The sequence below is a fragment of the Paracoccus sp. SCSIO 75233 genome (assembly GCF_027912675.1).
In the GTDB taxonomy this organism is placed as follows: domain Bacteria; phylum Pseudomonadota; class Alphaproteobacteria; order Rhodobacterales; family Rhodobacteraceae; genus Paracoccus.
In genome coordinates, this window is sequence record NZ_CP115757.1 from 2,197,860 (window position 1) to 2,217,902 (window position 20,043).

At 62.9% G+C, this 20,043-nt stretch carries 17 protein-coding genes; 11 read left to right on the forward strand and 6 right to left on the reverse strand.

Annotated elements, in window-relative coordinates; genetic code table 11:
- The first annotated feature begins 25 nt into the window (after positions 1 to 25).
- The 10 genes from PAF12_RS10655 to PAF12_RS10700 all read left to right on the forward strand — a co-directional run bounded on the left by PAF12_RS10655 (position 26) and on the right by PAF12_RS10700 (position 11,322).
- Entirely contained in the window at positions 26 to 415 is a 390-nt protein-coding gene (locus PAF12_RS10655; RefSeq protein ID WP_271106909.1) for a hypothetical protein, read from the forward strand.
- A gap of 156 nt (positions 416 to 571) precedes the next feature.
- Complete coding sequence (locus tag PAF12_RS10660; RefSeq protein ID WP_271106910.1) at positions 572 to 3,538, forward strand: 2-oxoglutarate dehydrogenase E1 component; 2,967 nt, start codon at positions 572 to 574, stop codon at positions 3,536 to 3,538.
- Positions 3,539 to 3,541: 3 nt separating this feature from the next.
- Positions 3,542 to 5,125: a 2-oxoglutarate dehydrogenase complex dihydrolipoyllysine-residue succinyltransferase gene (odhB, locus tag PAF12_RS10665; protein ID WP_271106911.1), complete on the forward strand. Its 1,584-nt coding sequence runs from the start codon at positions 3,542 to 3,544 to the stop codon at positions 5,123 to 5,125.
- A 458-nt stretch (positions 5,126 to 5,583) separates the two neighbouring features.
- Positions 5,584 to 5,838, forward strand: coding sequence for a hypothetical protein (locus tag PAF12_RS10670; RefSeq protein ID WP_271106912.1), 255 nt, complete (start codon positions 5,584 to 5,586; stop codon positions 5,836 to 5,838).
- Positions 5,839 to 5,854: 16 nt separating this feature from the next.
- Positions 5,855 to 6,244, forward strand: a complete 390-nt coding sequence (locus PAF12_RS10675; RefSeq protein WP_271106913.1) for an MAPEG family protein — start codon at positions 5,855 to 5,857, stop codon at positions 6,242 to 6,244.
- Positions 6,245 to 6,408: 164 nt separating this feature from the next.
- On the forward strand, positions 6,409 to 7,803 hold the full coding sequence (lpdA, locus tag PAF12_RS10680) for a dihydrolipoyl dehydrogenase (RefSeq protein ID WP_271106914.1): 1,395 nt from the start codon (positions 6,409 to 6,411) through the stop codon (positions 7,801 to 7,803).
- 116 nt (positions 7,804 to 7,919) lie between these two features.
- The gene (locus tag PAF12_RS10685) at positions 7,920 to 8,354 is read left to right on the forward strand and encodes a lytic transglycosylase domain-containing protein (RefSeq protein ID WP_271109689.1); all 435 of its coding nucleotides are present in this window, start codon (positions 7,920 to 7,922) and stop codon (positions 8,352 to 8,354) included.
- Positions 8,354 to 9,367 (forward strand): TAXI family TRAP transporter solute-binding subunit, encoded by a 1,014-nt coding sequence (locus PAF12_RS10690; RefSeq protein WP_271106915.1) that lies wholly within the window; start codon positions 8,354 to 8,356, stop codon positions 9,365 to 9,367. Before PAF12_RS10685 ends, PAF12_RS10690 begins: the two co-directional genes overlap by 1 nt.
- Before the next feature lie 78 nt (positions 9,368 to 9,445).
- On the forward strand, positions 9,446 to 10,087 hold the full coding sequence (gene eda, locus PAF12_RS10695; RefSeq protein WP_271106916.1) for a bifunctional 4-hydroxy-2-oxoglutarate aldolase/2-dehydro-3-deoxy-phosphogluconate aldolase: 642 nt from the start codon (positions 9,446 to 9,448) through the stop codon (positions 10,085 to 10,087).
- A gap of 35 nt (positions 10,088 to 10,122) precedes the next feature.
- On the forward strand, positions 10,123 to 11,322 hold the full coding sequence (locus PAF12_RS10700; RefSeq protein ID WP_271106917.1) for an MFS transporter: 1,200 nt from the start codon (positions 10,123 to 10,125) through the stop codon (positions 11,320 to 11,322).
- A gap of 30 nt (positions 11,323 to 11,352) precedes the next feature.
- On the opposite strand, the gene pgi is transcribed toward PAF12_RS10700, so the two are convergent.
- From pgi to PAF12_RS10725, 5 genes are read right to left on the reverse strand one after another with little or no spacing between them, the layout of a single operon-like run.
- Positions 11,353 to 12,975, reverse strand: coding sequence for a glucose-6-phosphate isomerase (gene pgi / locus PAF12_RS10705; RefSeq protein WP_271106918.1), 1,623 nt, complete (start codon positions 12,973 to 12,975; stop codon positions 11,353 to 11,355).
- The gene (gene pgl, locus PAF12_RS10710; RefSeq protein ID WP_271106919.1) at positions 12,965 to 13,639 is read right to left on the reverse strand and encodes a 6-phosphogluconolactonase; all 675 of its coding nucleotides are present in this window, start codon (positions 13,637 to 13,639) and stop codon (positions 12,965 to 12,967) included. The genes pgi and pgl overlap by 11 nt, the downstream gene beginning before the upstream one ends.
- Complete coding sequence (gene zwf, locus PAF12_RS10715; RefSeq protein WP_271106920.1) at positions 13,636 to 15,084, reverse strand: glucose-6-phosphate dehydrogenase; 1,449 nt, start codon at positions 15,082 to 15,084, stop codon at positions 13,636 to 13,638. The genes pgl and zwf overlap by 4 nt, the downstream gene beginning before the upstream one ends.
- Positions 15,085 to 15,139: 55 nt before the next feature.
- Positions 15,140 to 15,679, reverse strand: a complete 540-nt coding sequence (locus PAF12_RS10720; RefSeq protein ID WP_271106921.1) for an RSP_2648 family PIN domain-containing protein — start codon at positions 15,677 to 15,679, stop codon at positions 15,140 to 15,142.
- The gene (locus PAF12_RS10725) at positions 15,676 to 16,869 is read right to left on the reverse strand and encodes an RSP_2647 family RNA methyltransferase (protein ID WP_271106922.1); all 1,194 of its coding nucleotides are present in this window, start codon (positions 16,867 to 16,869) and stop codon (positions 15,676 to 15,678) included. Before PAF12_RS10725 ends, PAF12_RS10720 begins: the two co-directional genes overlap by 4 nt.
- A gap of 136 nt (positions 16,870 to 17,005) precedes the next feature.
- Between PAF12_RS10725 and edd the strand changes: the two genes are divergently transcribed.
- Positions 17,006 to 18,811 carry a phosphogluconate dehydratase gene (gene edd / locus PAF12_RS10730; RefSeq protein ID WP_271106923.1) on the forward strand — a complete coding sequence of 602 codons (1,806 nt, stop codon included), beginning with the start codon at positions 17,006 to 17,008 and terminating at the stop codon, positions 18,809 to 18,811.
- A gap of 7 nt (positions 18,812 to 18,818) precedes the next feature.
- On the opposite strand, the gene PAF12_RS10735 is transcribed toward edd, so the two are convergent.
- Positions 18,819 to 20,009, reverse strand: coding sequence for an acetyl-CoA C-acetyltransferase (locus tag PAF12_RS10735; RefSeq protein ID WP_271106924.1), 1,191 nt, complete (start codon positions 20,007 to 20,009; stop codon positions 18,819 to 18,821).
- Positions 20,010 to 20,043: the final 34 nt, after the last annotated feature.

Sequence of the window (20,043 nt, forward strand, 5' to 3'; positions counted from 1 at the left end):
ACTACGCAGCAGCCAGGTGGACAAGATGGACGCCAGCCCCGACCCAGCCCAAATGCGCCGGACCTTCCGGCGAACGCGGCTTGGCTTGCCCGTGATGGCGACGGCGGCAGCGCTTGTGCTGACCTCCTGCGGGCCGCGCAATACCGATGAGATCCTGCGCGGTGGCGTGCCCGCCAATACCAACCTGCCGGATGCGACGACGCTGCCGCCGGAGGCCATCCGCACCGTCGCACGGCGCGATTTCGGCTGGCGCCTGATCTACCACCCGGGCAGTGCACCACCCAATGCCGATGGCCGCGCCGCAGCCGCGCTTTGCGGGTTGGAAAGCCGTCGGGTCGCACGGGTCGCGCCCGCGCCCCTGACCTACCCGACCGACGACCCCGGAACCCGCATGATCGATATTTTCTGTGCGTGAGGCAGATATGAGCAAGGGACCAAGCACGAAGATGACGCGGCTTGCCCCGGAAAGACATCTCGCTGGATTTGACGGCAGAGCACCCGAATTCAGCGATCCCCACGACAAAAGGCGCTCTGAACCCTGCATAATCAACCCCTCTGACGAGGCCAGACCATGAACGACCAACCCAAAAACACCGATTTTCACGACTCATCCTTCCTGCAGGGTCACAATGCAGAATATGTGGAGCAGCTTTATGGCCAGTGGGCGCGCGACCCGAAGGCGGTCGACGCGGCCTGGGATCGCTATTTCGCGGCACTTGGCGATGACGCGCGCGACGCTGTTGCGGAGGCCGAAGGCCCAAGCTGGAAGCGCAGCGACTGGCCACCCGTCGAGAATGGCGATCTGACAGCGGCGCTGACCGGCGAATGGCCGATGGCATCCAAGCAGGAAGCCACAGCGGCGATGGAGAAGATCGCGGCCAAGGCAACCGAGAAGGGCAAGGAAATCAGCCCCGACGCGATGCGTCAGGCGGTGCTGGATTCGATCCGCGCCCTGATGCTGATCCGCGCCTATCGTATCCGCGGCCATCTTCACGCCGAGCTTGACCCGCTGGGGCTGCGCGAGGTGCCGGATCATGGCGAGTTGCAGGCGGAAACCTATGGTTTCAACGCCGGTGACATGGACCGTCCGATCTTCATCGACAATGTTCTGGGCCTTGAAGTCGCCACGATGCGCGAGATTCAGGAGATCATGAAGCGCACTTATTGCGGCACCTTCGCGCTGCAATACATGCATATTTCCAACCCCGAGGAAGCCGCCTGGCTGAAGGAGCGGATCGAAGGGTATGGCAAGGAAATCCAGTTCACCCAGAACGGTCGTCGCGCCATTCTGAACAAGTTGGTCGAGGCCGAGGGTTTCGAAAAATTCCTGCATGTCAAATATATGGGCACCAAGCGCTTCGGTCTTGATGGCGGCGAATCGCTGATCCCGGCGATGGAGCAGATCATCAAGCGCGGCGGCGCATTGGGCGTGCAGGAAATCGTCATCGGCATGCCGCACCGGGGCCGTTTGTCGGTGCTGGCCAATGTGATGGCGAAACCCTATCGCGCGATTTTCCATGAATTCCAGGGCGGCAGCTTCAAGCCCGAGGATGTGGACGGTTCAGGCGACGTGAAATATCACCTCGGCGCGTCCTCGGACCGCGAGTTCGATGACAACACGGTTCACCTGTCGCTGACCGCGAACCCCTCGCATCTCGAAGCGGTGAACCCGGTTGTGCTGGGCAAGGTCCGCGCCAAGCAGGATCAGCATAATGACCGCAAGGAACGCACGGCGGTTTTACCGATTCTGCTGCATGGCGATGCGGCCTTTGCCGGTCAGGGCATCGTTGCGGAATGTCTGCAACTGTCGGGCATTCGCGGTCACCGGACGGGCGGCACGATCCATATCGTCGTGAACAACCAGATCGGCTTTACCACGGCGCCGCATTTCAGCCGCACCTCGCCATACCCGACCGATATCGCGCTGATGGTGGAAGCCCCGATCTTCCACGTCAACGGCGACGACCCCGAGGCTGTCGTTCACGCCGCCAAGGTCGCGACCGAGTTCCGGCAGAAATTCCACAAGGACGTGGTCATCGACATGTTCTGCTACCGCCGCTTCGGTCACAACGAAGGCGATGAGCCGATGTTCACCAACCCGGCGATGTACAAGCAGATCAAGAACCAGAAAACCACGCTCCAGCTTTATACGGAGCGGCTGGTGGCCGACGGGCTGATCCCCGAGGGCGAGATCGAGGATATGAAATCCGCGTTCCAGGCCCATCTGGCCGAGGAGTTCGACATCGGCAAGAACTTCAAGCCGAACAAAGCGGACTGGCTCGATGGCAAATGGACCGGGATGCAGAAGGAAGGCACGGAATATATCCGGGGCGAGACCGGTATTCCCGCCGACACGATGCAGGAAATCGGCACCGCGCTGACGACTGCGCCCGAAGGCATCAACCTGCATAAAACCGTTGGCCGTCTAATCGAAGCCAAGAAGAAGATGTTCGAAACCGGCAAGGGTTTCGACTGGGCCACGGGTGAGGCGCTGGCCTTCGGCTCGCTGCTGCTGGAGGGCAAATGCGTGCGCCTGACCGGGCAGGATTCGACGCGCGGCACGTTCAGCCAGCGTCACTCCGCCTTTGTCGATCAGGTCAATGAAGAGCGTTACTATCCGCTGAACAATATCCGCGAAGGTCAGGCCCGCTACGAGGTCCACGACTCGATGCTGTCGGAATACGCTGTGCTTGGTTTCGAATATGGCTATTCGCTGGCGGAACCGAACACGCTGACCCTGTGGGAGGCACAGTTCGGGGACTTCGCCAACGGCGCGCAGATCATGTTCGACCAGTTCATCTCCTCGGGCGAAAAGAAATGGCTGCGCATGTCGGGTCTGACCATGCTGCTGCCGCACGGGTTCGAGGGACAGGGGCCGGAGCACTCCTCCGCGCGTCTGGAACGGTTCCTGCAAATGTGTGCCGAGGATAACTGGATCGTCGCCAATTGCTCGACCCCGGCGAACTACTTCCACATTCTGCGCCGTCAGCTTCACCGCCAGTTCCGCAAGCCACTGGTCATCATGACCCCGAAATCGCTGCTGCGTCATCCGCTGGCGGTCTCGGATGCGGAGGAATTCCACAGCGGATCGACCTTCCACCGTGTGCTGGAGGATGACGCCGAACGCGGGCGCTCGGACACCAAGCTGGTCGCGGACGACAAGATCCGCCGCATCGTCCTCTGCTCTGGCAAGGTCTATTACGACCTGCTGAAGGAGCGGGACGAGCGGGGCATCAACGATGTCTATCTGATGCGGCTTGAACAGTTCTATCCTTTCCCGACCCAATCGCTGATGAAGGAGCTGGAGCGGTTCAAGCAGGCCGAGTTGGTCTGGTGTCAGGAGGAGCCGAAGAACCAGGGCGCGTGGAGCTTCGTCGAGCCCAATCTGGAGTGGATCCTCGGCCGGCTGGAAGCCAAGCATGGCCGCGCGCGATATGCGGGCCGGGCCGCCGCCGCATCGGTCGCCACCGGCCTCGCCTCTCGCCACAAAGCTGAACAGGAGGCGCTCGTGAACGACGCGCTCACCATTGAAGGATAAGCCATGACAACCGAAGTCCGCGTGCCCACACTGGGCGAGTCGGTGACCGAGGCGACTGTCGCGACGTGGTTCAAGCAGCCCGGCGATACGGTCCAGGCCGACGAAATGCTGTGCGAGCTGGAGACTGACAAGGTCACGGTCGAAGTGCCTGCCCCGGTTGGCGGCACGCTGGCCGAGATCGTCGCGCCGGAGGGCGAAACGGTCGGCGTTGACGCGCTGCTCGCACAGATCGACGAGACTGGCAAAGCGGCTGCCGGGGGCGGGCGCAAGGAAACGAGGAAAGACGGGGCAAAGGCTGAAACCAGCGAGACCCCGAAGAATAATGCTCAGGAAGGACAGAAAAATATGAGCGGAAAATCCGTTGACGTGATGGTCCCGGCCCTCGGCGAATCCGTGACCGAGGCAACTGTTGCCACATGGTTCAAGAAGGTCGGGGACGAGGTCGCGGCTGACGAAATGCTGTGCGAGCTGGAAACCGACAAGGTGTCGGTCGAGGTGCCTGCGCCCGCAGCCGGGGTTCTGGCCGAGATCGTGGCCGAGGAAGGTGCGACCGTCGACGCGAAGGCCAAGCTCGCCGTCATCACCGAGGGCGCTTCGGGTGCCAAATCCGCCGCAGCGCCGGAGCCCGAGGCTGCTGGTGACGCCGATAATGACAAGGCGAGCGACGTGAATTCGCCGGGCGCGGGCCCGGAGGAAACCAAACCGCGCGGCGATGTCGAGGACGCGCCCTCGGCCAAGAAGGCGATGGCCGAAAAGGGCATCAGCCGCGATCAGGTCACCGGCACCGGCAAGGATGGCCGGGTGATGAAGGAAGACGTCGCCAATGCGAAACCGGCTGGTGCATCCGCCGCAAAAGCATCCGCTGCGCCCGCCTCCGCCAATCAGGCCGATCGCGAGGAGCGGGTGAAGATGACCCGCCTGCGCCAGACCATCGCCCGCCGTCTGAAGGACGCGCAGAACACCGCCGCCATGCTGACCACCTATAACGAGGCGGACATGAAGGCGATCATGGACCTGCGCAACGAGTACAAGGACCAGTTCGAGAAGAAGCATGGCGTCAAGCTGGGTTTCATGTCCTTCTTCGTGAAAGCCTGCTGCCACGCGCTGAACGAAGTGCCGGAGGTGAATGCCGAGATCGACGGGACCGAGGTGGTCTACAAGAACTACGTCAATATGGGCGTCGCCGTCGGCACGCCGCAGGGCCTCGTCGTGCCGGTCGTCAAGGATGCCGACCAGAAGGGCTTTGCCGCCATCGAGAAGGAAATCGGCGAGCTTGGCAAGAAAGGCCGCGACGGCAAGCTGACCATGGACGAGATGCAGGGCGGCACCTTCACCATCTCGAACGGTGGTGTCTACGGCTCGCTGATGTCCTCGCCGATCCTGAACCCGCCGCAATCGGGTATTCTGGGGATGCATAAAATCCAGGAACGTCCGATGGTTGTCGGCGGGGAGATCGTCATCCGTCCGATGATGTATCTGGCGCTGAGCTATGATCACCGGATCGTTGACGGCAAAGGTGCGGTAACCTTCCTCGTCCGCGTCAAGGAAGCATTGGAAGATCCGCGCAGATTGCTGATGGATCTCTGATCTGAAAATTCTCAAGGGCGGCCAATCGGTCGCCCTTTTGATTTGAAAATACAGCCTTTCCGGGGCTTTGCGCAGGGTTGATGCGATGTGTTTTGGCATCGCCTGTGCGGGGTTTTGCCCGCTAAGATGAATATGTCTTGCATCGCCAGATTTGGCTGTGTACCCAAATCGCGCGCTGTAAACGAACGGTGGGGGCCGGGACTTTACCCTGACGGGTCGGTGCCGGGCCCCACCCACGGCGTATTCCCTTTCCCAGATGTTGTTAAATCGGCAGGCACGGGCTGGCGCTTATTGCGCTGCCATCGCCCGATGCAGCGCAACCGAAACGGCGATAGAGGCGTTGAAGGACGGATTGACGTGCGCGCGCGGCCTGTGGGGATGCTCAACAGCCGCGGCTCATTTAAGGTTTCAGCAGCGGACGGGAGACTTATCCGCGCCGCGATGATGGGGAACAGGCCATGCAAATGCTGGTGAACTACAAAATCGCCGACTACGCCAAATTCAAATCCGCCTTCGATGCCGATAACGAGGACCGCCGCAATAACGGCCTCGCCCTGCTTCAGCTTTGGCGCGAGGACAGCGGGAGCGCCTGGGCACTGTTCGACCTGCACGACGCAAAGAAGGCGCAGGATTATCTGGACGGCGCTGCGGGCGTGTTCAACTCTCAGGCCGGGGTGAGCGCCACAAGCGCGCATATCCTCGAAACCGCCTGAGGATCGGCGCGATCCGGTGACCACGGAGCTGACAGTCCTCGCCCTCGCTGCGATTTTGCAGGCTGGACAGATTTTTCTGGCCGCAATTGTCATGAATGCCGATGTCGGCGCCGACTGGAACGTCGGCCCAAGGGACTCGCATCCGGAGTTTTCGGCCATGACCGGGCGCCTGCGACGCGCGGTGAATAATCACTTCGAGGCGCTGGTTTTTTTTACCATTGCCGTCGTTGTGATCAGCATGTCCGGAAAAGGCAACGGGTTCACGGCCATCGCGGCCTGGGTTTATCTGGCGGCGCGCATCCTCTACATCCCGGCCTATGCCTTCGGCTGGTCGCCCTGGCGCACGGTTATCTGGGGCGTCGGTTTCGCGGCAACAATGTTGATGATCGTGGTCGCGCTTCTGTAATCGCGGCTTCGTGATCGTCAGGGCCGACAAAACCGCGACACAGAGCGACGCTCTTCACGATCATTTCTTTTTGCAGGTGAACCCGGCCCTGTGCTTGTGTAAGCACAGGCTTATCATATCGCCCCGAACCACGGGCCCAAAAGACTGCTTTGAAGGAGATCCGAATGTCCAGCTACGACCTCATCGTTATCGGTGCCGGCCCCGGCGGCTATGTCTGCGCCATCCGTGCCGCTCAGTTGGGTCTGAAGGTCGCTTGTGTCGAGGGGCGCGAAACCCTTGGCGGCACCTGCCTGAATGTCGGGTGCATCCCATCCAAGGCGCTGCTGCATGCCTCACATATGTATCACGAGGCAGAGACCAACTTCACCAAGATGGGGCTTATGGGCGACGGACCGAGCGTCGACTGGACCATCATGCAAAGCTACAAGGCCGAAACCGTCGAGACCAATACCAAGGGTGTCGAGTTCCTGTTCAAGAAGAACAAGATCGACTGGATCAAGGGCTGGGCTGAAATTCAGGGGCCGGGCAAGATCAAGGTCGGGGACGATGTGCATGAGACGAAGAATATCGTAATCGCGACCGGCTCTGAGCCGTCGCCGCTGAAAGGTGTCGAGGTTGAAAACGAGGCCGGCGTGATCGTGGATTCGACGGGTGCGCTGACCCTTCCCGGAGTGCCGAAATCGATGGTTGTGATCGGCGCGGGCGTGATCGGGCTGGAGCTCGGCTCGGTTTACGCAAGGCTGGGCGCGGAAGTGACCGTGATCGAATATCTCGACGCGATCACCCCCGGCATGGACGCCGATATCCAGAAGCAGTTCCAGAAGACCCTGACCAAGCAGGGGATGAAATTCGTCCTCGGCGCGGCAGTGCAGTCGGCCACGGCGAAGAACGGTCAGGCGACGGTGAAATACAAGCTGCGCAAGGATGACAGCGAGCAAGAGGTCACTGCGGATGTGGTGTTGCTGGCGACAGGTCGGCGTCCTTATGTCGCCGGGCTCGGCCTCGACAAGGTCGGCGTGGAGATGACGGATCGCGGTCAGGTCAAGATCGACAACCACTGGGCGACGAACGTCAAGGGCATCTACGCCATCGGGGATGCCGTGCCCGGGCCGATGCTGGCCCACAAGGCCGAAGACGAGGGCATGGCGGTTGCCGAAGTCATCGCGGGCAAAGCGGGGCATGTAAATTACAACGTCATCCCCGGCGTCATCTACACGACCCCCGAGGTCGCCAATGTCGGCCTGACCGAAGCCGCCGCCAAGGAAAGCGGCCGCAAGGTCAAGATCGGCAAGTTCCCCTTCCTCGGCAATGCCCGTGCGAAAGCCATGTTCCAGGGCGACGGCTTCGTGAAGATCGTGACCGATGCCGATACCGACCGGGTTCTGGGCTGCCACATCATCGGCCCCAATGCGGGCGAGATGATCCACGAGGTCTGCGTCGCAATGGAATTCGGCGCCTCGGCAGAGGATATCGCGCTGACCTGCCACGCCCATCCGACCACGTCGGAGGCGGTGCGCGAAGCGGCTCTCGCCGCCGGCAGCGGCGCGATCCACGTCTGATGATCGCGGGCTGGCGCAAACAAAGGGGGGCGATGCCCCCCGGCCATCCGGCCTCCCCCCGGGATATTTCCGCCAGTGTGAAAAGCATCTCCCGCCGGGGGGTTGTTCTGGGATTGATGGTCGTCGCGGCCTGCGGTCGCAAAGCGTCGCGGATGCCGGAGGGGGCGGGCCCGTCCGGTCTTTATCCCGGCGAGACGCCGGAGATGCGGCGCAAGATCAATTACTGGGCCCGGCAGCACGGCATTCCGCCATCGCTGCTACATAAGGTGATCCAGCGCGAGTCGGATTATCGCGCCAACGCCCGCAATGCTCCCTATTACGGGCTGATGCAGATCCTGCCGCAGACCGCGCGCACAATGGGCTATCGCGGATCGCCGGAGGGGCTTCTGGATGCCGACACAAATCTGCAATATGCTGGGCGCTATCTGCGGGGCGCCTTCATCGTTGCTGAAGGCGATGAGGATCAGGCGATTAAATGGTATGCGCGCGGCTATTATTATGAAGCCAAGCGCAAGGGTCTTCTGGAAGAAACCGGGCTGAGGGGAGGCTAATGCTGGTTTTTCGCGCCATTGCCATTGTTCTGTCGCTGATCGCCGGAACGGCGGCGGCGCAGAATATCGAGCATGACGCGAAGCTGAATTTCTTCCGAATCGCCAATGGCTCGACCGCTGGCACATATTACCCGATTGGCGGCATCATCGCCTCTGCCGTGTCGAACCCGCCGGGCGGCACGGGTTGCGCGGAAGGCGGCGCCTGCGGGGTTCCGGGGTTGCTGGTCTCTGCCGTATCGTCCTCGGGTTCGGTCGACAATGTCGAAGCTGTGGGCAGCGGCAGGGTCGAGTCGGGTTTCGCACAGGCGGATGTCGCCTTCTGGGCGCAGACCGGAACCGGGAATTTCGCCGGGTTGCCGCCGATCGAGAACCTTCGCGCCATCGCCAATCTTTATCTTGAGACCCTGCATATCGTGGCGCGCGCCGATTCCGGGATCAAGACGATCGCCGATCTGCGCGGCAAGCGGGTTTCGCTGGACGAGCCGGGCTCCGGCACTCTGGTCGATGCGCGGCTGGTGCTGGACGCCGCGGGTGTCAGCGACAGCGAAATGACGGTGAAGCATCTGCCTGCCACCCGCGCCGCCGCAGCCATCCGCCGGGGCGATTTGGACGCGTTTTTCTTCGTCGGCGGCTATCCGGCCCCCGCGATCAGTCAACTGGCGGGTCAGATAGATGTCCGACTGATCCCAATTGATGATGCGACGGCAGCGAAACTGTCCAATGACAGCCGGTTCTTTGTCCGCGATGTCTTGCCGCGAAACAGTTATCGCGGTCTGGAGGAGGACATCCCGACGCTTTCCGTCGGCGCGCAGTGGATCACCACGGCGGACCAGCCCGAGGATTTGATCTACGCCATCACCCGCGTGCTGTGGAACGACAACACCATGCAGCAGCTTCGATACGGGCACCCGATCGGCAAACGTATCCTGCGCGAGAACGCGCTGAACGGCATCGCAATCCCGCTTCATCCCGGTGCCGCGCGATATTATCGCGAGGCCGGGCTGCTCGAATAGCTGTTTGCGCCAACGGCAGGGCTTGAATGCCCCGGCCATCCGGTTCAGTTTCCGGCAGAAGCCTCAGGAGATCCCGCCATGAACCCGAAGACGCAATCCGAACGCACCCGTGCCTTGTGCGAACTCGCCCCGGTTATTCCGGTGATCGTCATCAACGACGCCGCAGATGCCGGGAAGCTGGGCGAGGCACTGGTTTCGGGCGGGCTGCCTGTGCTGGAAGTGACTTTACGGACCGACGCCGCGCTGGACGCAATCAAAGCCATGTCAAAAATCCCCGGCGGCCATGTCGGGGCCGGCACCGTCCTGACGCGCGAACAGGTCTACCGGGCGAAGGAGGCAGGGGCATCCTTCGCCGTCGCGCCCGGTGCCACCGAAACGCTGATCCGGGCCTGCGAGGATGCGTCGCTGCCGTTGCTGCCGGGGGCGGTGACCGCATCAGAAGTCATGCAGGCGATGGAATTCGGCTATGACATGCTGAAGTTCTTTCCTGCTGAAACATCGGGCGGCGCGGCGGCGCTCAAGGCGCTGGCGGGTCCGTTGCAGGGCGTGTCCTTCTGCCCGACCGGCGGGGTGACACCGGATAACGCCAGCAGCTATCTGAGCCTGCCGAATGTGGTGTGCGTCGGCTCCAGCTGGGTTGCCTCCGGCGATGCCATTGCCAGTGGCGACTGGGCCGGGATCGAGAGCCGCGCACGCAGCGCCTCTCACCTTCGGGGCTGACGGGGATGGAGGCCGCGGACGTAGCATCGCCGCAGATGCGGCGGGCAAAGCGCAATGTGGCGGTTCTGATCGCTGCACAGGCGCTGATGGGATCACAAATGCCGATGATGTTCATCATCGGCGGTCTGGTCGGGCAGATGCTGGCCCCCAATCCCTGCCTTGCGACTTTGCCGATCTCGATGATCGTGCTGGGCTCGATGCTCAGCGCGCGTCCGCTGTCGGGGCTGATGCAGCGGCATGGGCGGCGTGCGGGGTTTCAGCTTGCTGCCGGTGCTGGTGCGTTAGGTGCTGTGATTGCGCTGCTGGGCCTGCTGAATGACAGTTTTGTGCTGTATCTGGTCGGGTCCGCGCTGACGGGCGTGTATATGTCCTCGCAGGGCTTCTTCCGCTTCGCCGCGACCGACACCGCCCCGCCGGAGTTCGAGCCGCGCGCGATCAGCTGGGTCATGGCCGGAGGGCTTGCATCCGCCATCATCGGACCGGCACTGGTGCGCGCGACAGACGATCTGACCGCCATTCCGTTCCTTTACAGCTATGCCGCCATTATCGTGCTGAACCTGATCGGTGCCTTGCTGTTCTTCGCGCTCGACATTCCGCGCCCGGCCCGTATCGAGGGCGGCGCGCAGAACACGGGCCGCAGCACGGCAGAGATCCTGCGCGATCCGAATATCGTCGTAGCGATGATCTGCGGCATGGTCTCATATTCGCTGATGAACCTCGTCATGACGTCAACGCCAATCGCAATGGTGGGCTGCGGGCTGACGCGGGATCAGGCCTCCAGCGTCGTCTCCGCCCATGTGCTGGCGATGTTCGTGCCGTCCTTCTTCACCGGGCATCTGATCAATCGCTTCGGTGTCGGCCGGATTGTCGGGCTTGGCCTGTTGATCCTGACCGCTGCCGGGGCGGTCGCGCTGACCGGGGTGCAGATCGGGCAGTTTTACCTGACGCTGATCCTGCTCGGGCTGGGCTGGAATTTCGGCTTTATCGGCGCAACCGCAATGGTCGCCCGCGCCCACAGCCCGGAAGAGCGGGGGCGCGTTCAGGGCATCAACGATCTGGTGGTGTTCGGCGGCGTCTTTGTCGCGTCGCTGTCATCGGGCGGGCTGATGAACTGCTCCGGCGCGATTGACGCGCAATCGGGCTGGAACGCGGTCAATCTGGCGATGGTGCCGTTTCTGGTGCTGGCGGGTGGCGCGCTCATCTGGCTGCGGATGCGGCCAAGCCCGGCGAGCTGAGGCAAGGGGGCGATGCCGCCCCCGTCACGCTCAGTTTTCGTCGGACCGCATGTCGAGGATCGCGGCGGCAAGCGCCAGCGTCGAGGCATCGTGACCGGGCGCATCGTCGCCGTCGAGCAGCGGCGCAACCGCAAGCGCCAGTTCCTTGCCCAGTTCCACACCCCATTGATCGAAACTGTTGATGCCGAGGATGACGCCCTCGACAAACACGCGATGCTCATACAGGGCAACGATCTGACCGAGCGTAAAGGGCGTCAGCTGCCCGATCAGCAGCGTCGTGGAGGGGCGATTGCCCGGGAACACACGATGCCGCGCCTGCCGTTCGAGTTCGTCGCCGGAAAGCCCTTTCTTCGCCATCAGACCGCGCGCAGCGTCCAGATTGCGGCCACGCATCAGCGCCTCCGACTGGGCGAGGCAGTTCGCCAGAAGCAGCTTGTGGTGGTGATCCAGTTGCGGCTCATGACCACGCGCGGCGGCGATGAATTCGCATGGGACGATCTGCGTGCCCTGATGGATCAGCTGGTAGAAAGCGTGCTGACCATTTGTCCCCGGCTCCCCCCAGACCACGGGGCCGGAGGCGCGGGCAAGATCGGCACCATCCATAGAGACGCGCTTGCCGTTCGATTCCATCTCAAGCTGCTGAAGATAGGCAGGCAAGCGGGAGAGGCGGTTATCGTAGGGCAGAACAGCACGGGTCGGATACCCGCAGATCTGATGATGCCAGATGCCGACAAGCGCCAGCAGAACGGGCATGTTTTCCACCAGCGGCGCTTCCCGGAAATGCGCGTCCATCACAGCGCCGCCATTCAGAAATTCGCGGAAACGCTGCGGGCCGATGCCGATCATCAGCGACAGGCCGATAGGCCCCCACATCGAATAACGCCCGCCAACCCAGTCTTCGAAACCGAAGACACGGGACGGGTCGATACCCCATTCCGCCGTCCGCTCGGTCGCGGAAGAGAGCGCCGCGAATTGCGCCGCCGGATCTCTGACCTGCGCCTTCATCCAGTCAAGCGCGGTCTGCGCATTGGTCATCGTCTCAATCGTGGTGAAGGTTTTCGACGCCACGATCACCAGCGTGGTGGTCGGGTCGAGCCCGGCCAGCGTATCGGCAATATCCGCACCATCCACGTTCGATACGAAATGCGTACGCGGCCCGTCATGGAACGGCGACAGCGCAATCGCGGCCATTGCCGGACCCAGATCGGAGCCGCCGATACCGATATTGACCACATCGGTGATGCGACCACCCTGCCCGGTAAAGCCGCCATCACGCACTGCCTCCGCAAAGCCGGACATCCGGTCCAGCGTGGCGGCCACCCCTGCACTGATATCCTGACCTTCCACCATCAGCGGCCTGTCGGAATTGCGCAAGGCCGTGTGCAGGACAGCGCGATCCTCGGTCTCGTTAATGCGCTCACCCGCGAACATGGCGTCGCGCTTTTCCGGCACATTCCTCGCCAGTTCCAGCAACAGCTGACGAATCTCCGGGTCGATACTCGTCTTGGAATAGTCGAAAACCATGCCATCCGCATCGATGCGGAAATCAAGCGCGCGGCCCGGATCGGCATCGAAAAGATCGGTTATGCGGCGACCCCTCCCCCGGGCAGCGGCCTCCAGTTGGTTCCAGATCGGCTCCAGATCAGTCGGCATAATGCACCATTGCATCACGCAGAAAGGCCGCGATCGGCGCGTCCTTCGGATCGGCCCCGATTGCGGCGTCAAGCGCCGCGCGTTTCTGCGCCCCGGTGATGATCACATGGGTGTGCAGCGCGGATTGCAGCGCAGGTGCAGTCAGGGTGATGCGGGGTTCTGCCCCGCCACCTGCCGCCATGACCGCAGGCGCATCGGATGACAGCAGTTGTTCCAGACCGGGCGCGTTCGGAAACAGACTGGCGGTGTGCATATCGTCGCCCATCCCAAGGACGAGCACGGTAATCGGCAGATGCGGCTTTATCTGTTCGGTCAGCCCCGGTGCAGCCTCGTCGGGCGTATCCGCACCGGTATAGAGGTCAAGATAGTGCGCAGCCGCCGCCGGACCGTTCAGCAGGGTCTTGCGCAGCATGGCGGAATTGGACCGCGGATGGTCCCCGTCGACCCAGCGTTCATCATTCAGAAAAACCGTGACCTTGTCCCAGTCCAGCGGCAAATCCGACAGCGAGCGGAACATCGGCGCGGGCGTCGATCCGCCCGGCACGCACAGGCTGGCCGGTCCGACCGCTGCGAGCGTCTGGCGCAACTGACCTGCAATACGGTCGGCCAGCGACAGCGCCATCATTTCCCGGTCGGGATAGGTCTTGATTTCAGGACCGCTCATGCGCGAATCTCCTTCCAGCGGCGGTTATCGCGGTGCATCAGGCGCAGCGCCTCCTCCGGGCCCGAGGAACCCGCATCATATGGCTCGGGCTGTGCCTTCGACTGCTCCCACGCCTCGATGATCGGGTCGGCCCAGGCCCAGGCGGCCTCGACCTCGTCTCCGCGCATGAACAGGGTCTGGTTGCCCCGGATCACATCCATAATCAGCCGCTCATACGCATCCGGCATCTCGGCCCCGTCCGGTCCGAACGTGTCTGCGAAGGACATGTCCAGCGGCACCTGCATCAGCCGCATGCCGCCCGGCCCCGGTTCCTTGATCATTACCGTCAGGTCCATACCCTCATCAGGTTGCAGCTTAATGACAAGCTGATTGGCCCGCTGCGTTCCGCTTTCGTCGAAGATGGAATGCGGCGGCTCCTTGAAGGTGATGACAATCTCGCTGGTCCGCGCCCGCATCTTCTTGCCGGTGCGCATGTAGAAGGGCGTTCCCTGCCAGCGCCAGTTCGAAATACGGACTTTCAGCGCGACATAGCTTTCGGTGCGGCTGTCCGGGTTCTCCGCATCCTCAAGATAGCCGGGTGCATCTCCGCTCGCCTGATACTGGCCCCGCACAATATCGCCTTCGGCCACCGGCTCAAGCGCCCGGATCACCTTCAGCTTTTCGTCGCGCACGGCATCGGGATCGAAGTGATAGGGGGGCTCCATCGCCGTGAGGCAGAGAAGCTGCATCAGGTGGTTCTGCACCATATCGCGCATCGCACCGGAGTTGTCATAATATCCGCCCCGACCGCCGACGCCGACCGTTTCCGCAACGGTGATCTGAACATGGTCGATGAATTGCGCATTCCAGAGCGGCTCGAACAGGATATTCGCAAACCGAACCGCCATGAGGTTCTGGACGGTTTCCTTGCCGAGATAATGGTCGATCCGGTAAATCTGCCGCTCTTCGAAATGCTGCGCTAGCGTCGCATTCAGCGCGCGCGCCGATTCGAGGTCACGGCCAAAGGGCTTTTCGACCACAATCCGGCTTTCCGTGTCGGCAATGCCGTAATCCGATAACCGCTTGGCGAGATCGCCGAACAGCGACGGCGCGACAGAAAAATAGAAGGCCCGCACGACATCCTTGCGGATCAGCTTCTTCAGCTGCTCCCAGCCACCGGTTCCCTTGGCATCGATGGCAACGTAATGAAGCTGCCCCAGAAACGCGTCAATCTGGTCCTTGTCCACGCCATTGGCGAATTCATAGATGGCGGCACGGACCTCTTCACGGAAATCCTGATCGCTGTGTTCGGAGCGCGCGGCGCCGATAATCCGAGCCTCCGCCGGCATCTGGCCAGCGAGGTAGCGGCGATACAGACCCGGCAGGATCTTGCGCCGGGCAAGATCGCCCGTCGCGCCGAAAATAACCAGATCGAAATCCTCGACGGGAATTGTCCGAACGACCATGAGCATCTCCTTCTGCAAGGGTTTCCTATCCGCTGTTAGCGTTAACAGCAACCCGTCATCGGGTTAACGCCTTACCAAGCCGGGGCAGCCGCGCACGCTTCATCAGGGCACGAAGCTCAATTTCCCCGCCAAGCGCAACTGCCTTCCGATGCGCGGCCTCAACCGCCCTTCCGACAGCATCAGGATGATGCGCCCAAAGATCGGTCAGGAAAGCGTCAGGATGGATCGCACGCAAGCCCGCTGCAGCCATCGCAGGTCGCGGAAAATCGCGTAAATTGAACGTCACGATCTGATCCGCATTAGCTTTCAGCGCGGTTGCCACGACATGCCTGTCCGCCGGGTCCGGCAGATCGAAGGCGAGTGCTGTATTCTCATCGCCATCCACGGCAGCATCGGGCAGGCGATCCGTCAACCGGGCCGCTTCCGCCCGCGCAATCCCGGCATCTATCGGCCCCAGCTTCTCCGCCGCCCGCGTCCACTCGGCAATGATCCGCTCAGACCATATGGCGCGATAGAGGCCCGCCGCGGCCAGATCGGACAGGATTTCCCTCAGCACCGTGGGGAACAGGACACATGCGTCAAGAACCGCGATCATCCGTCCAACCGGAAAAACAATGCCTTCAGATAACCGGTCTCCGCCAGTTGCGGCAGCGTCGGGTGATCCGGTCCAGCCTGCCCGGTATGGATAAGTTGGCCGCGCCGCCCGGCCCGCCCGATGCCGCGGGCAGAGACATTGCGGAAGCTGGTCAGGTCGGCAGCGTGCGAGCAGGAGCACAGCCCCAGATAACCGCCCGGCGCAACCAACGGCGCTGCAAGCTTCGCCACACGCTCATAGGCGCGCAGCCCGGCCTCAAGCGCCGGTTTCGACGGCGCAAAGGCAGGCGGATCGCAGATGACGACGTCAAAGCGCGCAGCCTCTGCGGCCAGCGCCTCCATCGCGGCGAACGCATCCTCCTGACGCGTCTCCACCCGATCCGACAGACCCATTGCCTCCGCCCCTTGCCGCGCAAGCGCAAGCGCCGGTTCGGAGCCATCGACCAGCGTCGCATGGTCTGCACCCGCGCCAAGCATCGCAAGCCCGAAGCCGCCGACATGGCTGAACACATCCAGCACCCGGCCGGAGGCGAGGCGCTGCGCAAAGGCATGATTCGGCCGCTGGTCATAGAACAGCCCGGTTTTCTGCCCGCTCATCACATCGGCCATATAGATCGCACCGTTCATCGGCACCTGAAGCGGCGCAGCGGGCGGCTCGCCCAGGATAACCGCCATCCGCTCATCCAGCCCTTCAAGGCTGCGCGCGCGGCCCTGCCCGTTCAGAATGACCGTGGACACGCCTGCGACATCCTTCAGGGCCGCAGCGATTTCGGCCGCCATCAGGTCCGACCATGCGGCATTGGGCTGAATGACCGCTGTATCCCCGAAACGGTCGATGATCACACCGGGCAGCCCGTCCGCCTCCGCATGAACCAGACGGTAGAACGGCAAATCATACAGCCGCTCCCGATGCGAGAGCGCGCGCAGCAGCCGTGCTTTCAGCCAATCCGAATCGATCTGCGCCTCCGGGGCCGGATCCATCACCCGTCCGATGATTTTTGAGGCCGGATTGACCGTGACCAGCGCCATTGGCCGCCGCTCCGCATCTTCGAGAACCGCAAAACTTCCCGGCGCAATCGCCCGTGTTCTGCGGTCGGTCACCACCTCGTCAGCGAAGACCCAGGGGAAGCCGTGGCGAATGGCCTGCGGTTTTGCCTTTGGACGCAGGCGGATAACGGGGCGTGTGGTCATTTGCAGCAGTCCTCTTACCTCTGGTCCGATGTCGCACGCTGTCCGGTCAGCGGCAAGGGCGGTGATCGCGGCACCCAACAGGCATTGAAAAGTTACCGCTAACAGCTTATTTTGCGCACAGCCACGGGAGACAGCCATGACCAATCTTCACAGCACCATCGACCGCGTCACCGACCGCATCCGCGAACGCTCCAGAGACGCCCGATCCGCCTATCTGAACCGCGTCGCCAAAGCCGCAGAGGACGGGCCACGCCGGGCGCATCTTTCCTGCGGGAATCAGGCCCACGCCTATGCCGGGATGGACAACAAGGACGATCTGGCGACCTCCCGAAAACCCAATATCGGCATCGTGACGGCCTATAACGACATGCTGTCAGCCCATAAGCCCTATGAGCGTTTTCCCGATCTGATCCGCGCCGCCGCCGCGAAATCCGGCGCGACGGCGCAGGTGGCTGGCGGCGTTCCCGCGATGTGCGACGGGGTCACACAGGGCCGCGCGGGAATGGAGCTGTCGCTGTTCTCCCGCGACGTCATCGCACTCGCCGCAGGTGTGGCCATGTCACATGATACTTTCGACGCAGCGATGTATCTGGGCGTCTGCGACAAGATCGTGCCCGGGCTGGTCATCGCCGCCGCGACCTTCGGCCATGTCCCCACTGTTTTCGTTCCGGCGGGTCCGATGCCCTCCGGTCTGCCGAATGACGAAAAGGCGAAGGTCCGTCAGCAATTCGCCAGCGGAGAGGTCGGGCGCGACCGCCTGATGGAAGCGGAGATGGCCTCCTACCACTCCCCCGGCACCTGCACCTTCTACGGCACGGCGAACAGCAATCAGATGCTGATGGAGTTCATGGGGCTGCACCTGCCCGGCTCCAGCTTCGTCAACCCGAACACCGATATGCGTGATGCCCTGACCGGCGCAGCGGTCGAGCGGGCAGCGGCAATCACCAAGCTCGGCAACGACTACCTGCCGGTCGGGGAGGTGCTGGACGAGCGCGCCTTCGTCAATGGCATGGTCGGGCTGATGGCAACGGGTGGTTCGACCAATCTCGTGCTGCACCTGCCGGCGATGGCACGGGCGGCAGGCGTCCTGATCGACATCGAGGATTTCAACGACATCTCCGACAACGTGCCGCTGATGGCGCGGGTCTATCCGAATGGTCTCGCCGACGTGAACCATTTCCACGCGGCAGGCGGTCTCGGCTACATGATCCGGCATCTGCTGGAAGCGGGCCTGCTGCATGAGGATGTGCGCACAATCGCGGGCGGCGGCATGTCGCAGTATATCACCGAGCCCAAGCTGAAGGACGGTCGCGTCGTCTGGGAAGAAGGCGCGCGCGATTCGCAGAACGACAAGATCCTGCGCCCCGCCTCCGACCCCTTCGCAAAAACCGGCGGGCTGAAGCAGCTTGCGGGCAATCTGGGTCGCGGCGTCATCAAGGTCTCTGCCGTCGCGCCGGAACGTCATGTGATCGAGGCCCCGGCCCGCGTCTTTACCGATCAGGAACAGGTCAAGGCCGCGTTCAGGGCGGGCGAGTTCACCGAAGACACCATCGTCGTCGTCCGCTTTCAGGGACCGGCGGCGAACGGCATGCCGGAGTTGCATTCGCTGACCCCGATCCTCGCCGTGCTACAGGATCGCGGTCTGAAGGTCGCGCTTGTCACCGATGGCCGCATGTCCGGCGCATCGGGCAAGGTGCCCGCGGCGATCCATATCGCGCCGGAGGCTGCCAAGGGCGGGCCGCTGGCACGGGTGCGCGATGGCGACATCATCCGGCTTGACGCGGTAAGCGGCAGCATCGAATGCCTCGCCAGCGATTTCGAGAGCCGCGAACCGGCGACCGCCGATCTCTCCGGCAACCAGTACGGAATGGGCCGGGAGATGTTCGGCGTGTTCCGCAACGCCGCCTGTGCCGCAACGGAAGGCGCCTGCTCGATCCTCTGAGCCGCGCCTAACCGATCCACTCAACCGCCACCGCCGTCGCCTCGCCGCCGCCAATGCAAAGCGAGGCGACGCCGCGTTTCAGCCCATATGTTTCAAGCGCGGCAAGCAGCGTCACCATCACCCGTGCACCGGACGCCCCGATCGGATGGCCGAGCGCGCAGGCCCCGCCATGCACGTTCACCTTGTCATGCGGAAGCGTCAGATCGCGCATCGCGGCCATTGTAACAACGGCGAATGCCTCGTTGATCTCGAACAGATCGACATCCGCCAGATCCCAGCCGATCCGCTCCGCCAGCCGCGTCATCGCACCGACAGGGGCGGTCGGAAACAGGCTTGGCTTGTCGGCATAGGTGGCATGGCCCACAATCACGGCCAGCGGCGTGACACCCAGCTTCTCCGCCTGACTGCGCCGCATCAGAACCATTGCCGCCGCCCCGTCCGAGATTGAGGAACTGTTCGCCGCCGTGACCGTCCCGTCCTTCCGGAAGGCCGGTTTCAGCGTCGGGATCTTGTCGAGATTGGCCTTGCCCGGCTGTTCGTCAATCTCCACCACGACATCGCCCTTGCGCCCCGGCACCGTGACCGGCGTGACCTCCGTGGCAAATTTCCCCTCCTCAATCGCCTTCTGCGCGCGTGTGAGGGATTCGATGGCAAAACCGTCCTGCTCCTGGCGCGTGAAACCATAGCTCTGCGCGCAGTCCTCGGCGAAGGTGCCCATAAGCCGGCCCTTGTCGTAAGCGTCCTCCAGCCCGTCGAGGAACATGTGATCCATGACCTGACCATGCCCCATGCGCATTCCTGCACGCGCTTTCGGCAGCAGATAGGGCGCATTCGACATGCTCTCCATGCCGCCCGCCACGGCAATATCGGCGCTGCCTGCCAGAAGCAGATCATGAACCAGCATCGCCGCTTTCATACCCGAACCGCACATCTTGTTGACCGTCGTCGCCCCGACGCCAAGCGGCAAGCCTGCCCCAAGCCCCGCCTGCCGGGCCGGGGCCTGCCCTTGCCCAGCAGGCAGAACGCAGCCCATGACGATTTCTTCGACCTGATCAGCCGCGACCCCGCTGCGCTCGACCGCAGCCCTGACCGCCGCCGCGCCGAGATCTGCCGCCGGAACCGTGGCGAAATCCCCCTGAAACCCGCCCATCGGGGTTCGCGCGGCGGAAACGATAACGATAGGGTCGGTGCTGGGCATGAGTTCCTCCTGTTCATGGCCTGCGGCGCTGCGC

Bases quoted from the DNA above. Each gene is read 5' to 3' on its own strand.
- edd (WP_271106923.1), top strand. From the start codon at position 17,006: ATGACCAATCTTCACAGCACCATCGACCGCGTCACCGACCGCATCCGC.
- lpdA (WP_271106914.1), top strand. From the start codon at position 6,409: ATGTCCAGCTACGACCTCATCGTTATCGGTGCCGGCCCCGGCGGCTAT.
- PAF12_RS10690 (WP_271106915.1), top strand. From the start codon at position 8,354: ATGCTGGTTTTTCGCGCCATTGCCATTGTTCTGTCGCTGATCGCCGGA.
- pgi (WP_271106918.1), bottom strand. From the start codon at position 12,975: ATGCCGACTGATCTGGAGCCGATCTGGAACCAACTGGAGGCCGCTGCC.
- PAF12_RS10725 (WP_271106922.1), bottom strand. From the start codon at position 16,869: ATGACCACACGCCCCGTTATCCGCCTGCGTCCAAAGGCAAAACCGCAG.
- eda (WP_271106916.1), top strand. From the start codon at position 9,446: ATGAACCCGAAGACGCAATCCGAACGCACCCGTGCCTTGTGCGAACTC.
- PAF12_RS10685 (WP_271109689.1), top strand. From the start codon at position 7,920: ATGGTCGTCGCGGCCTGCGGTCGCAAAGCGTCGCGGATGCCGGAGGGG.
- PAF12_RS10655 (WP_271106909.1), top strand. From the start codon at position 26: ATGGACGCCAGCCCCGACCCAGCCCAAATGCGCCGGACCTTCCGGCGA.
- PAF12_RS10735 (WP_271106924.1), bottom strand. From the start codon at position 20,009: ATGCCCAGCACCGACCCTATCGTTATCGTTTCCGCCGCGCGAACCCCG.
- odhB (WP_271106911.1), top strand. From the start codon at position 3,542: ATGACAACCGAAGTCCGCGTGCCCACACTGGGCGAGTCGGTGACCGAG.
- zwf (WP_271106920.1), bottom strand. From the start codon at position 15,084: ATGGTCGTTCGGACAATTCCCGTCGAGGATTTCGATCTGGTTATTTTC.
- PAF12_RS10720 (WP_271106921.1), bottom strand. From the start codon at position 15,679: ATGATCGCGGTTCTTGACGCATGTGTCCTGTTCCCCACGGTGCTGAGG.
- PAF12_RS10660 (WP_271106910.1), top strand. From the start codon at position 572: ATGAACGACCAACCCAAAAACACCGATTTTCACGACTCATCCTTCCTG.
- pgl (WP_271106919.1), bottom strand. From the start codon at position 13,639: ATGAGCGGTCCTGAAATCAAGACCTATCCCGACCGGGAAATGATGGCG.
- PAF12_RS10670 (WP_271106912.1), top strand. From the start codon at position 5,584: ATGCAAATGCTGGTGAACTACAAAATCGCCGACTACGCCAAATTCAAA.
- PAF12_RS10700 (WP_271106917.1), top strand. From the start codon at position 10,123: ATGCGGCGGGCAAAGCGCAATGTGGCGGTTCTGATCGCTGCACAGGCG.